Annotated in this window: 11 protein-coding genes; 2 read left to right on the top strand and 9 right to left on the bottom strand. The window is 63.0% G+C overall.

Annotation, left to right across the window (positions count from 1 at the left end; all coding sequences use genetic code 11):
* Positions 1-18: 18 nt before the first annotated feature.
* From J2X15_RS11470 to J2X15_RS11440, 7 genes are all read right to left on the bottom strand, one after another.
* Positions 19-1053 (bottom strand): LacI family DNA-binding transcriptional regulator, encoded by a 1035-nt coding sequence (locus J2X15_RS11470; RefSeq protein WP_310342858.1) that lies wholly within the window; start codon positions 1051-1053, stop codon positions 19-21.
* A gap of 18 nt (positions 1054-1071) precedes the next feature.
* Positions 1072-2151 (bottom strand): ABC transporter ATP-binding protein, encoded by a 1080-nt coding sequence (locus tag J2X15_RS11465; protein WP_310342855.1) that lies wholly within the window; start codon positions 2149-2151, stop codon positions 1072-1074.
* A 36-nt stretch (positions 2152-2187) separates the two neighbouring features.
* A complete protein-coding gene (locus J2X15_RS11460; protein WP_310342854.1) occupies positions 2188-3087 on the bottom strand; it encodes a carbohydrate ABC transporter permease in 900 nt (299 codons plus the stop codon).
* Between the two features lie 12 nt (positions 3088-3099).
* Positions 3100-3999 carry a carbohydrate ABC transporter permease gene (locus tag J2X15_RS11455; protein ID WP_310342851.1) on the bottom strand — a complete coding sequence of 300 codons (900 nt, stop codon included), beginning with the start codon at positions 3997-3999 and terminating at the stop codon, positions 3100-3102.
* 78 nt (positions 4000-4077) lie between these two features.
* The gene (locus tag J2X15_RS11450) at positions 4078-5304 is read right to left on the bottom strand and encodes an ABC transporter substrate-binding protein (RefSeq protein ID WP_310342850.1); all 1227 of its coding nucleotides are present in this window, start codon (positions 5302-5304) and stop codon (positions 4078-4080) included.
* Between the two features lie 76 nt (positions 5305-5380).
* Positions 5381-6775 (bottom strand): GH1 family beta-glucosidase, encoded by a 1395-nt coding sequence (locus J2X15_RS11445; RefSeq protein WP_310342848.1) that lies wholly within the window; start codon positions 6773-6775, stop codon positions 5381-5383.
* Between the two features lie 14 nt (positions 6776-6789).
* Positions 6790-7941, bottom strand: a complete 1152-nt coding sequence (locus J2X15_RS11440) for a LacI family DNA-binding transcriptional regulator (RefSeq protein ID WP_310342845.1) — start codon at positions 7939-7941, stop codon at positions 6790-6792.
* Between the two features lie 212 nt (positions 7942-8153).
* On the opposite strand from J2X15_RS11440, the gene J2X15_RS11435 reads away from it, so the two are divergent.
* Entirely contained in the window at positions 8154-10619 is a 2466-nt protein-coding gene (locus J2X15_RS11435) for a beta-mannosidase (RefSeq protein WP_310342842.1), read from the top strand.
* Positions 10620-10701: 82 nt separating this feature from the next.
* Here J2X15_RS11435 and J2X15_RS11430 read toward each other — a convergent pair whose 3' ends face one another.
* A complete protein-coding gene (locus J2X15_RS11430; RefSeq protein ID WP_310342840.1) occupies positions 10702-11949 on the bottom strand; it encodes a YbiU family protein in 1248 nt (415 codons plus the stop codon).
* A 247-nt stretch (positions 11950-12196) separates the two neighbouring features.
* Between J2X15_RS11430 and J2X15_RS11425 the strand changes: the two genes are divergently transcribed.
* Positions 12197-13468, top strand: coding sequence for a CaiB/BaiF CoA transferase family protein (locus tag J2X15_RS11425; protein WP_310342837.1), 1272 nt, complete (start codon positions 12197-12199; stop codon positions 13466-13468).
* An 11-nt stretch (positions 13469-13479) separates the two neighbouring features.
* Here the strand turns inward: J2X15_RS11425 and J2X15_RS11420 are convergent, their stop codons facing one another.
* Entirely contained in the window at positions 13480-14760 is a 1281-nt protein-coding gene (locus J2X15_RS11420) for a glycoside hydrolase family 125 protein (protein WP_310342835.1), read from the bottom strand.
* Between the last annotated feature and the right edge of the window lie 92 nt (positions 14761-14852).

Genomic DNA, 14852 nt, shown 5'->3' with positions numbered 1-14852 from the left:
GGAGTTGGAAGGGATGGATTACAGGGCCGCATCCAGCGGGCGATGCGGGCCCTGGCCAACCGAGCCGCGCCAGACGATGTGGGGGGCAAAGTTACGCTCCACAGGCAGGTTGAGCGCGTAGCACATATTGAGCAGGTAGCGGCAGGCGTTGGTGGTGACCTTGTCCATGGGAATGCGTACGGTGGTCAGTGGCGGTGCGGTGTAGGCCGCGATGTCGGTGTCGTCGTAGCCGACGATGGAGACATCCTGCGGCACGCGGCGACCCGCCTGGATGAAGCGGGTGACGGCCGCCATGGCCATGACGTCGTTGGCGCAGAAGACGGCGGTGTAGCTCTGGTCGTGTTGCGAGAGCAGCTGTTCTGCACCCGCGTAGCCTGAGACAAAGCTGAAGGTACCGTCCACATGGTGCTGGGGTTTGACCTGTACGCCGTGGCGGCCGAGTTCGGCGTGGAAGCCGCGCATGCGGTCGTGGTTGTCCGGAGCGTCGCGGTGGCCCTGAATGACGGCAATCTCGCGGTGACCGTGCGAGAGCAGGGCCATGGCGGCCAGGCGTCCGGCGTGCTCGTGGTCTGCGCTGAAAGCGTGCTCTCCCAGTACCGGGCTGTGGCGGTTGAGCAGCACCAGGCGCGGGTAGCGGCGGTACAGGTCGGCCAGGTCGGTCTCGAGCAGGTCGTTGCTGAGGATGAAGACGCCGTCGCACTGGCGTTGCATGAGGAAGTCCACGCCCTGCAGCGCCTTCTGCCGCTCGCTACCGTGGCCGCAGGCGTTGGCCGCGACCATGTGTCGGTCCACGGCGCGCAGTTCGCGGTCGATGGCCTGCAGGATGGGAGAGTAAAAGGAACCTTCGAACAGCGGAACATAGACGCCCAGCATGCCCAGGCTCTTGAGCGACAGCGCACGCGCCACGTTGGAGGGGCGGAAATCCAGCTGCTGGATAGCCTGCTGCACGCGGGCCAGTGCATCTGGTGAGACGCCCCCGCGGCCCGAGATGGCCCGGGACGCCGTGCCTACGCCGACTTGTGCCAGTCGGGCAACATCTTTGATCGTGGCCATCGTGCGCGAAGTGTTCCTTTAAATGCGTTGTTCGCCGTCCCCCTGGAAGATGGACGCGCGGCTGCAGTCCACGGACAAGCCGAGTGTGGTGCCGGGCTGGTACTGGGTGGCGCTTTCGGTGTGGATGCTCAGGGTCTGACCCTGGCAATCCACCCAGAGAATCTGGTGGGCGCCCATGGGTTCAATGAGTTTGATTTTGCCCGCAATGGCGCCGCTGCTTTCGCTGGCTGCGATCTGAATGTGCTCGGGGCGTATGCCGAGGATCACATCCTGGCTCTGCGTGACTGCCCGGAAAGGGTAGGTCGTGACATCGAGCGCAAATTCGCCGGCGCGCACGGTGCTGCGTCCACCCGAAGTGTCCAGCGTGCCCTTGATGAAGTTCATGCTGGGCGAACCCAGGAAGCCCGCGACAAACACGTTGGTGGGTTGACCATAGACCATGGCCGGAGTGTCGATCTGCTGGATTTTCCCGTTGCGCATGACCGCAATGCGATCGGCCAGTGTCATGGCTTCGACCTGGTCGTGGGTCACATAGATCATCGTTGCGCTCAGGTTCTGGTGCAGCTCCTTGAGTTCGCGGCGCAGTTCGGCCCGCAACTTGGCGTCCAGGTTCGACAGCGGTTCGTCGAACAGGAACACCTCGGTATCGCGCACCAGTGCGCGGCCAATGGCCACGCGCTGGCGCTGGCCGCCCGAGAGCTGTGAGGGTCGGCGCTTGAGCAACTCCTTGAGCTGTAGCATGTCGGCCGCCTTGTTCACGCGTTTTTCAATCTCGGCTTTGGGCACACCGGCCACACGCAGACCAAAGGACATATTGCGCTCCACGTTCATAGTGGGGTAAAGCGCATACGACTGAAACACCATGCCGATACCGCGGTCCTTGGGGTCGGCCCAGGTAACGTCCTTGCCGCCAATGATGATCTGGCCATCATTGACGTCGTAGAAGCCGGCAATCGAGTGCAGCAGCGTGGACTTGCCGCAGCCCGAGGGACCGAGTAGCACGAGGAATTCACCTTCCTTGACTTCCAGGTTCATGGATTTGAGGATGCTGTTGCCCCCCAAGACGATATCGAGATCTTTGATATGGACGCTGGCCATGATGGGTTCTTTATTTTGATGGGATGGAAGAGAAGGTCAGCCCTTGACGGCACCGGCGGCAATGCCACGGACGAACCAGCGGCCAGAGAAGAAGTAGATGGCCAGGGGCACCAGCGAAGTCAGGATGGTGGCGGCCATGTCGATGTGGTAGCGGCGCTCGCCGAACGTCGTGTTCACCAGGTTGTTGAGCTGCACCGTCATCGGGTAGTTGTCCTTGCCCGCGAAGATCAGGCCGAACAGGTAGTCGTTCCAGATACCGGTGACCTGCAGGATGGTGGCGACGATGAGCATGGGTGTGGCCATGGGCAGCATCAGTTGCAGGAAGATGCGCCAGAAACCACCACCATCAATGCGGGCGGCCTTGAACAGTTCTTGGGGAACGGAGACGTAGTAGTTGCGGAACAGCAGCGTGAGCACGGGCATGCCGAAGATGCAGTGCACCAGCAGGATGGCCCAGTAGGTGTTGTAGAAGCCGCCCATGCGGAACCAGGACACCAGCGGATAGATCATGACCTGGAAAGGCACAAACGCGCCCAGCATCAGGATGGCAAACAGCAGGTCCCCCCATTTGGAACGCCAGAAGCTCAGGGCATAGCCATTGAGGGCACCCAGAAACACGGACAAGGCTGTGGCTGGCAACACCAGGCGCACCGAGTTCCAGAAGCCGCCCTGGATACCTTCGCAGGCCACAGAAATACAGGCGGTGGACCAGGCTTCTAACCAGTTGCCGAACTGGGGGGTGCGGGGCCATGCAAACAGAATGGCCTCGCGGACTTCGGGTCCCGTTTTGAGGGACGTGATGACCATCACATACAGGGGCAGCAGAAAAAATGCGGAGACGCTGACGAGGAAGGCGTACACCCCCAAGCGGGCAGGCGTGAAGGCGCTGCGGCGGGGTCGCGGCGTTTTGGGGGGGAGGGAAACTGGGGCATTCATGGCGTGTGTCTTTCAGTGGCCGGCGTTCAGGCGGGCCTGGACTTTGGAGCGCCAGTACAGCATTGGTGTCAGAACGGTGAACACCGTGATCAGCATGACGACCGAGGCGGCCGACGCCAGCGCGATGTTGTTGCGCTCAAACAAGTGGTCGATGATGAACTTGGCGGGTACCTCGCTGGCGTCACCCGGGCCGCCATGGGTCATGATGGCCACGATGTCGAAGGTTCGAACCAGTGCAACGGCCAGCAGCACAAAAGAGGTAGCAAAGGCGGGGCCAATTTGTGGCAGCACGATGCTGAAGTAATAGCGGGGCTTGGACACGCCTTCGAGTTGGGCGGCTTTCCATTGTTCTTCGTCTACGCCGCGCAGCGCGGCCAGGATGATGGCCATGGTGGTGCCAGAGCCTTGCCAGACCATGGCGATGCCGACCGCGTAGATCACCAGGTCTTGCCGGGTGGTCCAGTCAAAGGTGAAAGACTCCCATCCCAACTCACGAAAGGCATGCTGCAAGCCCAAGCCAGGGTTGAACAGCCATTGCCAGATCAAGCCGGTGACCACAAAGCTCATGGCAAAGGGGTATAGAAAAATGGTGCGGAACCAGCTTTCGGCCTTGACGCGCTGGTCAATGAAAATGGCCATCAGCGTTCCCAGCACGATGACGCCGCCGATATAGACCACCGCAAGAATGCCCATGTGTTGCAGGGACACCATCCAGCGGTCGGTATTGAATAGCCGTTCGAATTGCGCGAAGCCGGCCCAGTCGTCCTTGGGCAGCATGCGGGAGGTGGAAAACGAAATCCGGATACTCCACAGCACTGAGCCTATGTAGGCCAACAGGGTGGTAATGGCCAGCGGCAGCAAGGCAGCATTGAGTGCCAGATGGAAGCGGCGTGGCCGTGAACTTCGTGCCATGGTGTAGATCTCAAGTCAATCAAAGGAAAAGACCGGGGCCATTGCACGCGAGGGTGCAGCGCCCCGATCACAGGCACCTTACAGCTTCAGAGCAGATGCAACTGCCTTGACTGCGTCGTCAGCCGACTGGTTGGAGTTCCAGAACTTGCTGATGGCATCTTCAAATGCACCCTTGACGTCAGGCGACAGCAAGTCGTCAATACCTTCGACCAGACGGTTTTCTTTCACGGCCTTCACACCACCTGCGGCGCAGATGTCCACACCGCTCAGGTCAACGTCGGTACGGATGGGGATGGAGCCCTTCTTGTTGTTGAACGCCACTTGAATCGCAGGAGAAATCATCATCTCAGCGAGCTTTTTCTGGGTTGCTGCGCTACTGGGGTCCTTGTTCTTGGGGAACACGAACACATCACCACCAATGGAGTAGGGGCTGTTGGCACCACCCGCCATGAAGCAACCGAATTCCTTGCCGGCCGTCTTGTTGGCATTGATGAACTCGCCCTTGGCCCAGTCTCCCATGAGCTGAAAACCGGCCTTGCCGTCGATGACCATGCCCGTGGCCAGGTTCCAGTCGCGGCCAGGAGAACCTGGATCGATGTAAGACTTGAGTTTCTTGAAGTTTTCCACCGCCTTCTTGAAGCCAGGGCCGGACACGTCCTTGTCTTTAAGTGTCTTCAGGTACAGGTCCTTGCCGCCGGTGGCGATCAGGATGGAGCGGAAGGCGATGTTTTCTTGCCAGCCTTGGCCGCCCAGTGCCAGCGGCGTCACGCCCGTGGCCTTGACCTTGTCCAAGGCCGCAAAGAGTTCGTCCAGATTGGCTGGGTCTTTGGTCACGCCAGCTTTGGCCAGCACGGCCTTGTTGTACCAAATCCAGTTTTCGTTGTGCAGGTTCACGGGTACTGCGTAGTAGTGGCCGTTCACCTTCACTTGGCTCTTGATTTTTTCGGGCAGGATCTTGTCCCAGTTGCCCTTGGCCGCGACGTCATCGAGGTTGTTCAGCAGACCTTCCTTGATGATTTCTTCGTATTGCTTGCCGTAGTTGAACTGGGCTGTCATGGGGGGATCGCCACCGATGGTGCGGTTGATGATCACGGTACGGGCCGCAGCACCGCCGCCGCCGGCAATGGGGGTATCCACCCAAGTGCCGCCTGCCTTGGTGTAGGCCGCCGCGAATTCCTTGATCGCGGCAGCTTCACCGCCCGAAGTCCACCAATGAATTACTTCCGCTTTTTGCGCGTGGGCCGCACCCATCAAACCCATGGTGGCAATGCAAGCGACTACGGCACGTGTTTTCCAAATACTCATTTTTGTCTCCTCTGTAGTTGGGCAAGATGCCCGTTAAAACTCGGTCAGATGAACGCCATTGATCAGCTGGTCCGGATCAAGACCCTCGACGGAGGGCCAGGAACGCTTTGAAAGCCTGGCCGCTGTGCTTGAGCGTCCGGACTTGGGTCTGGTAATCCACATGGGTGATGCCAAATCGGCGCTCATAGCCGAAGGCCCACTCGAAGTTGTCCATCAGGGACCAGGCAAAGTAGCCGCGCACGTCCACGCCCGCATCCATCGCACGGCTCACCGCAGCAAAGTGCGACTTCATGAAACGCATGCGCTGCTCGTCCACCACTTCGCCGTTGATGACTTCGTCGCTTGATGCCATGCCGTTTTCGGTGATGTAGATGGGGGGCAGGCGGTCGTATTGGTCTTTGAAGCGGCGCAGCAGGTCTTCCAGGCCTTGGGGGTAGACCTCCCAGCCCATCTGGGTGCGTTCCACGCCTTCGAGTGGAACGTCGACAAAACCGGTTCCACCGTCGCTGTGCAGGTTGCAGCGGAAGTAGTAGTTGATGCCCAGGAAGTCCAGCGGGCGGCTGATGATCTCCATGTCACCGTCCAGCACCAGCGGCTCGGTGCCGGGCCACAACTTGAACAGCTCTTCGGGGTAGCTGCCTTTGAGCAGCGGCTGCAAGATCCAGTCGTTGTGCTGCACTTCGTAGCGGCGGGCGGCCGTGATGTCGGCTTCCTTGCTGCTGTCGGTGGTGCCACGGCCCACATTGGCCACGATGCCGCGCTTGGCGGTGGGGTCGTTGGCTTGCAGGAGGGGTAGGGCCAGACCATGGGCCAGCAGCAAGTGGTGCAAGGCCTGGGTGGCATAGCGGCCATTGGACAGGCCGGGCGCGTGGTGGCCGTTGCCGTAGCCCAGGTAGGCGGAGCACCAGGGTTCGTTGAGCGTGGCCCAGCCGGTCACCAATCCCTTGAGTTCGCGGCTGACCAGGTCGGCGTACTCGGCAAAGCGGTAGGCTGTGTCGCGGTTCAACCAGCCACCGCGGTCTTCCAGGTGCTGCGGCAGGTCCCAGTGGTACAGCGTCACAAAACTCTGGATGCCCTTATCGGCCAAGCGCTGTAGCAGCTTCTTGTAAAAGTCCAGGCCCTTGCGGTTGGGTGTGCCGTCGGCATGCATGACGCGGGGCCACGCGATGGACAGGCGGTAGGCATCCACACCGAGGGACTCGATCAGGTCCACATCCTCGCTCCAGCGGTGGTAATGGTCGCAGGCGCCGTCACCAGTGTCGCCGTGCAGCACCTTGCCGGGAGTGGCGGAGAAGGTGTCCCAGATGCTGGGCAGGCGGCCGTCTTCGGCAATGGCGCCTTCGATCTGGTAGGACGCGGTGGCAACGCCCCAGACGAACTCGGGGCGGGACATGAGGGATGCAGAGGGGGGGGCAACTTGCGCGGCCAACGCTGGTGCGTTGGGGGCGATGCTGGTTTGGGGGGTGGACATGGAATGGGCTCCGGTTAGTGCGCGGAATCGTTGCTGAGCGGGAGTTTTCCCCCTGGGGCTGCAGAATTTGGAACCGGTTCCGCGGTCGAGCTGAATTTAAGCACCTTCCCATAGGGCTGTTCACCCGAACTAACCCCTAGTCCTGGTAACTCCACGTAACGCAGTTCACAGGGCAAAACACGTTGCAAGGCGGCTGGTGCTTCGCCTTGAATACGGCGCAGCAAGAAGTCGCACAGCGTGCTGGCGACGGTGCGGATGTCCAGAAACAGCGTGGGCAGTGGAGGGAACAGGTAGTCACTGATATAGGCACCGTCCCGGGACACCAGCTCCACGTCTCGGCCCGGTGTGTGGCCCGCATCGCGCAGGCCGGCCATCACCCCCAGCGTGGCCACCTCGTTGGCGCAGACAAAGCCGGTGGGAGCGTCTGGCGCGCTGGCTAGTTGCCGGGCCGTGGTGCGCGCCAGTCGGGCGTCTTGTCCGCCTTCGCACAGCAGGGCGGGGTCGGCCGGCAGCCCGGCCTGTTGCAACGCGGCCCAGTAGCCGCGCCGGCGTTGCAGTGCGTAGGTATAGACCAGCGGCGGGCTGATCAGCGCGATCCGCCGATGGCCACGCCCTATCAGGTACTGCGTGGCCAGAAAGGCGGCCTGTTCGTTGTCGGCATCTACATAGGGGTGTTCGGACACCAGCTCAGTGCGGCCAAAGGTGACAAACGGGAAGTTGTGCTCCAGCAGGTAGCGCACACGCGGGTCCTGCGGCTGTGTGGTGTCCAGCACGATGCCATCGGCCAGCCGCCCTTCGACGATGCGGCGGATGGCGGGCAACGGGTCTTCCGTGGCGGTGTTCCAGGGGACGATTTGCAACTGGTAGGGCGTGCTTGCCAGGCAACTGGCAATGGTTTCAATCTGTGCCGCCACGATGGCGTCGGGCACATCCTGCATCGGTGCCACGGCCTTTTGGTAGTACAGCAAAAAGGTGCGGCCAGTGCGCAGTTTCACGCCACGCAAGTCGGGCTCGTAACCGGCTGCGCTGGCGGCCTGGCGCACGGCTTCTATGGTCTGGGCGCCGACATCGGGAGCGCCTTTCAGCGCTTTGGACACGGTGGAGACGGAGAGACCCAAACCCAGTGCAAGGCTTTTGAGGGTGGGGCGGCGTTTGAGCGAAACCATATAAAAAAAGAAAAGGAAGTTCCGAAAACGTTATCGTGTAAGTGGAATCAAAATGTGATCCGTGGATTCATGAATGGAATATTAATCTGCATATTCCGAGCATTTCCGAGGCATGCCAATGCTGGATTACCCTCGTAACCATCTTGTTCTGGATTACGAAAACGTTATTGTTTAATAGCCATTCGGACTATCCAGCCTCAGGAAAACACACCATGACACGCTCTGCCCCACCCTCGGCGGGCCCCCCGCTGCCCTGCGCCGTACATATCCTGGACCTGGCTGGCCCCTGGCAACTGCAAGACGCCGAAGGCGGCCATGCTTGCGAGATATCCATCCCCGGTGACGTGCACTCGGCACTCCTGGCGCATGGCGCCATTCCCGACCCCTACTTTGGCGCCAACGAGCATGTGGTGCAGTGGGTGGCCCATCGGGACTGGACGCTGCGCCGCAGCTTTGAGCTGCCCGCCGATGCAGCAGGCCGCTGGGTGCTGACACTGGACCAGGTGGACTGTCTGGCCAGCGTCTGGATCAACGGCGAGAAAGTGGCCGATCTGGAAAACCAGTTCCGCCGCCACCGCCTGGACGTGACGGCCTCCCTGCGAAGTGGGACCAACGCGCTGCAGATCGTGCTGCACGACGCCTTTGCCGAGGCCAACAAGCGCCACGACGAACACCGCTTCCCGCTGCCCTGGGACTTTCAGGGCGACCGCCATGCGCCCATCAACCTGCTGCGCAAGACCCAGTGCGCTGCGGGCTGGGACTGGAACCTGTGCCTCATGCCGCTGGGCTTGTATGGCGAGGTGCAGTTGCAGTGCGTGCCCGTGGCGCAGGTGGACCACATCGCCGTGCACCAGACGCATGGCGCCCAGGGCGTGGAGGTGATGGTCGAGGTGGACACCCGAGTGGCCCAGGCCGGTGTGGCACAGCTGACCATGCGCTTCAACGGTGAAGAACGCGTGACCCAGGTCACGCTGGCGCCCGGCCAGACACAGCACCGTGAAACCTTTGTAGTCAGTGCGCCCCGCCTGTGGTGGCCCGCCGGCCAGGGCGAACAGCCGCTGTACCCGCTGGAGGTAGTGCTGGATGGCGTGGTGCACACACGCCGCATCGGCCTGCGCACCGTGGAACTGGTGAACGAGCCCGACGCCGTGGGCACCACCATGAAGCTGCGCGTCAACGGCCGCGACGTGTTTGCCAAGGGCGCCAATTGGATTCCGGCGGACGCGCTGCCGGGCCGCATCACCGAGGCGGCCGTGCGCCCGTTGCTGGAATCGGCGCGCGACGCGCACATGAACATGGTCCGCGTCTGGGGCGGCGGCAACTACGAGACCGAGTTCTTCTACGACCTGTGCGACGAGCTGGGCCTCCTGGTCTGGCAGGACTTCATGTTCTCCTGCATGCACTACCCGTCCACGCGCGACTTCCTGGCCGAGGTGAAGCAGGAGGCTGTGTATCAGGTGCGCCGCCTGCAGCACCGTGCCAGCGTGGCGCTGTGGTGTGGCGACAATGAAATCATTGGCGCACTGGGCTGGTACGAGGCCGCCAAGGCCAACCGCGACCGCTACCTGGTGAACTACGACCGCCTGAACCGCCTGCTGGGCGAGGCCGTGGAAGAACACGACCCGGCGCGCCGCTTCTGGCCTTCATCGCCCTCGCTAGGCGAGTTGGACTTTGCCGACGGCTGGCACTGCGACACGCGCGGCGACCTGCACTTCTGGGACGTGTGGCACTCGGCCAAACCGTTCGAGCACTACCGCAGCGTGAAGCCGCGCTTCGCCAGCGAGTTCGGCTTTCAATCCTTTCCGTCCACCTATACCGTGGAGAGCTTCACCGAGCCGGTGGACCGCAATGTGTCCTCCCGCGTGATGGAGGTGCACCAGCGCAACAAGGGCGGCAATGCGCGCATTGTGGAGACGCTGACGCGCTACTTTCGCTTCCCGCGCGACTTTGACCAGCTCACCTACGTCTCGCAAATCCAGCAAGGGTTGGCCATGCAGACGGCCATTGACTCCTGGCGCTCGATCAAACCCCGCTGCATGGGCACGTTGTACTGGCAGCTCAACGACACCTGGCCTGTGGCCTCATGGTCCAGCATCGAGTACGGCGGCCGCTGGAAGGTGCTGCAGTACCTGGCCCGTAACTTCTACGCGCCGGTGAGTGTGGTGGCCGTGCCGCAAGACGGCGAAGGTCGTTTTGCTGTGGTGGCCGTGAGCGACGAACCGTTGGCCCAGGTCTTGCCGGTGCAGGTGGTGGCCGTGCACGTGCACACGGGTACGGAGCGCACGCTGTGGAGTGGCGCCGTGGCGCTGACCCATGAAGCCGCGCAGACACTGACCATGCAGGAGGACGCGCAGGTGGGGGCGGACGAGTTTGTGCAGATCCGCTGGGCCACCGAAGCCGGCACGCACAGCGGCTGCCGCGACCATCTGGTGCGCCCGTACAAGGACACGCCCATGGACGCCGCGCCCATCCAGGTCACGTTGGTGGACGGCCACACCGTGCGTCTGGAAAGCGCCCAGACCTGCTTTTTTGTCTGGATAGAAACACCGGCAGCGGGCCGTTTCGAGGACAACGCCTTGACGCTGCTGCCCGGCCAGGTGCGCGAGCTGCGCTGGTTGGGTGCGCAGGCGCTGGACCCCATGACCCTGCGGGTGCGACACCTGGCTCAGAGTTACTAATACTTTGGGCCTCTAGCCCTCATGGATACTGCGCAAGCAGCTCCTGATTTTGTAGCGTTTTGAGATTGAGCACCTAAAGGCCCTACCAGGGCAGCAGGCCCATCTGCTGCTTGCCAAGCTCGCTGAGATCGGCCTCGGTGGCGCGGCCGGCAAAGCCCAGTTCGTAGTTTTCGGCGGCAAAGTCCGGGCTGCTGCGGCCTTGCAAAAATGCCTCGGCCTGCTTGGGCAGAAAGGCTGCGTTCTTGGCGCAATAAGGCGCAGCACCGATGTAGATCACATTGCTGTAGCCGCTACCCCGGTGCTGGTCTTCCACCGAGTGGATGGTGTCGGAGTGCCACCACACGGTATCGCCCGGCTCCACCACGGGGATGGAGACCTCCCCTGCCAGCAGCGTGGCATGCCACTGTGCGCTGGCGCTTAACGCGCGGCCCGGTTGGGCGCCGCACAGGTCGTCGGGCGGCACATCGTCCAAGAGCGCACGCAGCAGCATCCAGGCCATGCTTTTCGCCAGCGGCACCAGCTTGAGCGTGCCGTCGCCCGGGCCCTGGCGGCTCAGCGCGGTCCAACCCTGGAAGGTACGGAACACGCTGGCCACGGCGGGCGACGGAATCTCGCGTGTCTGGTCGCGTCCCAGGGCCCGGAACGGGTCGTAGGCCATCACGTCGCCAAAAAACACCTCGCGGTACACCGCGTGAAAACTCGGCTCACACCAGCGCTCCACCGAGCCGGCATCGGCATGCGGTGACAGTCCCAGGCTGCTGGCACCGGGGGCACGACGGCGCAGGCGGTCGGCATAGGTGCATTCGCGGTCGGGGTCAAACACCGGGCCATGTGGGCCTTCCAGGTCCCACAACCGATTCAGGAAGGCGCGGGTGCTGGCCAGATGGGGGTGCTGGCGCGCCTGCATCTGCGGCTTGGACCAGTACAGGCTGAAGATCTGCGGTGCGCCCGAGGCCAGTGCGCTGAAGTACTTGTCCAGCCCGGCCTTGCTTTGCACTTGCCCCAGGTAGTCCACGGCCTCGATATAGCGGCCAATCTCGTCGTTCCACTGCACGATCTGCTGCGGGTCAAACACCCCGCGCACCACCACACAGCCACGCCGACGGATCTGTTCCTGCTGCGACTTGGTGATGGCACCGGCCTGCACATCGGCAAACTGGAGGGTGGGCACCGCGCCGCCGGCTGCCTGCTCGGCGCGGATGGCGCTCACCTCGGCCCGCACATACTGGTCGATGCGGGCAAAGCGTTCGGCCAGATCGGGAATCTGGGCCCGCAGTGCAGCCTTGGACTGGATGATGGCTTCGGGTACGTTGTGCATCCACGCTTGCATAGGGGTGTCTCCTAGGGGCCGTGCCGCTGCTGCAATATGCAGGGCACGGTGCAGAATGAGGGCGTCATTCAGTATAGGCAGCGGTGTGCGCGTTGCGCATGCGGGCCAACCCGCAGCAGCTGGTGCAGTCCTTGGGTTCAGACAGGTTTCCCTCGCCCGGCGGGCAGGGTACCCTCAATGTACCTTGCTGGGCGCCCGACAGCCGTGCCTTTGCTTTTGTGTCCTACCGCAACCCGGATTCCCTGCCATGACCACCACTGCATCCACTCCTACTCCCATCCCCGGCGCCCTGAGCCACCTCAAGGTGCTGGACCTGTCCCGCGTGCTGGCCGGCCCCTGGTGCACGCAAATGCTGGCCGATTTGGGTGCTGACGTGGTGAAGGTGGAACGCCCCGAGGTGGGTGATGACACGCGCCACTGGGGCCCCCCGTTTTTGCAGGACGCGCGCGGCCACGACACGGCGCACGCCACGTACTTCACGGCCTGCAACCGCAACAAGCGCTCCATCACCATCGACATCGCCAAGCCCGAGGGCCAGGCGCTGATCCGCCAGATGGCGCTGCAAAGCGACATCCTGGTGGAGAACTTCAAGGTGGGTGGCCTCGCGCACTACGGGCTGGACTACGCGAGCCTCCAAGAAGTGAACCCGCGCCTCATTTACTGCTCCATCACCGGTTTTGGCCAGACCGGGCCGTATGCCGAGCGCGCGGGCTACGACCTCATGGTGCAGGCCATGAGCGGCATGATGAGCATCACCGGCCGGGCCGATGGCGAGCCCGGTGGCGGCCCGCAGCGTGCGGGCGTGGCCATCACCGATGTGTTCACCGGCATCTACGCCACCAGCGCCATTCTGGCCGCGGTGGAAATGCGGCACCGCACGGGCACGGGCCAGCACATCGATATGGCGCTCTTGGATGTGGGCATGGCTATCCTGGCCAACCAGGCGGCGGGCTTTTTGAACACCGGCAAGGTGCCGCAGCGGATGGGCAACGCGCACCCCAGCTTGGTGCCCTACCAGGACTTTCCCACGGCGGACGGCGCCATGCTGCTGGCCGTGGGCAACGACGGCCAGTTCGCCCGCTTCAGCGCGGCGGCCGGTCACCCCGAGTGGGCGCAAGACCCCCGCTTTGGCACCAACACCGAACGCGTAGCCCACCGCAGCACGCTGATTCCCATCTTGCGGGAGGTCACGCGTTGGCGCACCACCGCCGAGTGGATTGCGCTGCTGGAGGACAAGGCCGTGCCCTGCGGCCCCATCAACACCGTGGACCAAGCCTTTGCCGACGCCCAGGTGCAGGCCCGAGGTTTGGTGCAAAAACAGCCTCTAGCCCCCGAATCCATTGCGCGAACAGCTATTGAAAGCATAGCAACCGTGGCGAGCCCGCTCAGGCTGGGTGACGCGCCAGTGCAGCTTCGCCATGCGCCGCCTGCGCTGGGCGAGCACACCGAAGAAGTGTTGGCGGGGCTGGGGCTGGACGCCGCGGCGATTGCCGCATTGCGCGCGGCCAAGGTGGTGTAGGCGCCTGCGTACTAGCTATTGCGCCCATTCAACCCATAGGTTTCAATCAGCAATTCTGCAAACAGCGTGTTGGCCCAGGCGAACCAGGGGCGCGTGAATTCTTCGGGGCGGTCGGGGTGGAAGCTCTCGTGCATCAGGCCTGTGCCCGCATCGCAATCGCGCAGCATGGCGATCAGCGCCAGACGCTCCTGATGGTCGGACGAGGTCAGCCCCTGCATGGCCAGGCCAATCGGCCAGACATAGCCCGGTGGCGTGTGCGGGCTGCCAATGCCCTGGGCCCGGCTGCCCTGTTGAAAGTAAGGGTTGTAGCGGCTCAGCACAAAGCGGCGCGTGGCCTGCACCACCGGGTCATCGGCCGACGCATACCCCAGGTAGGGAATGGACAGCAGGCTGGGCACGTTGGCGTCGTCCATCAGGTGGTGGTTGCCAAAGCCATCGGTCTCATATGCGTAAATTTTGCCGTGCACCGGGTGCAGCACCGTGCCGTAGGCCTGGATGCCATGGTCGATGTCTTCGGCCAGGGCCTCCAGTTCGGTGGCCAGCGCCACGTCATGGCACACCGTGCGCAAGATTTCTGCGCTGTGCCGCAGCGCCACCACGGCAAACATGTTGGCCGGAATCAGGTAGCCGAATTCGCAGGCATCGTCGCTAGGCCGAAAGCCAGACCAGGTCATGCCGGTGTAGTTCACGGGCATGCCCCGGCCCCGGTTGCGCAAGGTGTCGGTTTGCACCGCGTGGGGGCGCTCAAACCGGTAGGGGGAATCCTCAAAGTGCCGCTGCTCGGTGCGGAACAGCGCCGCCACCGTGCGCACCGCTTTGCGCCAGGTGTCGTCAAACACCGCGGTCACCCCACTGCGCTTCCAGAGCTGCCACGCCAGGTCCAGCGGGTAGCACAGGGAGTCGACCTCGTACTTGCGTTCCCAGACCATGGGGTGCGCCTCGGTCAGGTCACCCGGGTGGCCACCGCCCGTGGGACCTTTGTTGAAGGCATTGGCGTAGGGGTCGAGCAGGATGCAGTCCATCTGCCGGCGAATCAGCCCGGCCACCAGCACCTGCACCTCGGGCACATCGGCCGCCAGCAGCAGGTAGTGCCGCACCTGGGCCGACGAGTCGCGCAGCCACAGCGCTGGGATGTCGCCGGTGAACACGAAGGTGCTGCCGTCGTTTAGCCGCTCGGTTGTGGTTTCAATGGTGTTGAGTGCGCAGGTGATGAACTGCGCCCGCAACGCGGGGTCGGCAGGCAGGCGGCCAGCTGCCTGCGCGATGCGGTCATGGAGCAGAGGCAAATGCATGGCGAAACCATAGCATGGGCGTATGCGATTGCGCCCCTGCAAGTTTCCGCCCAGTTACCAAGCCACTGCCCCCTGGGCAGTTGGCTTCCCGG

Source organism: Rhodoferax saidenbachensis (genome assembly GCF_031457975.1).
GTDB classification, from domain to species: Bacteria; Pseudomonadota; Gammaproteobacteria; order Burkholderiales; family Burkholderiaceae_C; genus Allorhodoferax; species Allorhodoferax saidenbachensis_A.
The sequence above is the reverse complement of the archived record's forward strand: the minus strand, read 5'-3'. Positions and strand labels throughout refer to the sequence as shown.

What these genes read in the sequence shown, in the direction of transcription:
- J2X15_RS11420 (WP_310342835.1), bottom strand. Translation starts at nt 14,760, where the DNA reads ATGCATTTGCCTCTGCTCCATGACCGCATCGCGCAGGCAGCTGGCCGC.
- J2X15_RS11465 (WP_310342855.1), bottom strand. Translation starts at nt 2,151, where the DNA reads ATGGCCAGCGTCCATATCAAAGATCTCGATATCGTCTTGGGGGGCAAC.
- J2X15_RS11470 (WP_310342858.1), bottom strand. Translation starts at nt 1,053, where the DNA reads ATGGCCACGATCAAAGATGTTGCCCGACTGGCACAAGTCGGCGTAGGC.
- J2X15_RS11460 (WP_310342854.1), bottom strand. Translation starts at nt 3,087, where the DNA reads ATGAATGCCCCAGTTTCCCTCCCCCCCAAAACGCCGCGACCCCGCCGC.
- J2X15_RS11445 (WP_310342848.1), bottom strand. Translation starts at nt 6,775, where the DNA reads ATGTCCACCCCCCAAACCAGCATCGCCCCCAACGCACCAGCGTTGGCC.
- J2X15_RS11430 (WP_310342840.1), bottom strand. Translation starts at nt 11,949, where the DNA reads ATGCAAGCGTGGATGCACAACGTACCCGAAGCCATCATCCAGTCCAAG.
- J2X15_RS11435 (WP_310342842.1), top strand. Translation starts at nt 8,154, where the DNA reads ATGACACGCTCTGCCCCACCCTCGGCGGGCCCCCCGCTGCCCTGCGCC.
- J2X15_RS11450 (WP_310342850.1), bottom strand. Translation starts at nt 5,304, where the DNA reads ATGAGTATTTGGAAAACACGTGCCGTAGTCGCTTGCATTGCCACCATG.
- J2X15_RS11440 (WP_310342845.1), bottom strand. Translation starts at nt 7,941, where the DNA reads ATGGTTTCGCTCAAACGCCGCCCCACCCTCAAAAGCCTTGCACTGGGT.
- J2X15_RS11455 (WP_310342851.1), bottom strand. Translation starts at nt 3,999, where the DNA reads ATGGCACGAAGTTCACGGCCACGCCGCTTCCATCTGGCACTCAATGCT.
- J2X15_RS11425 (WP_310342837.1), top strand. Translation starts at nt 12,197, where the DNA reads ATGACCACCACTGCATCCACTCCTACTCCCATCCCCGGCGCCCTGAGC.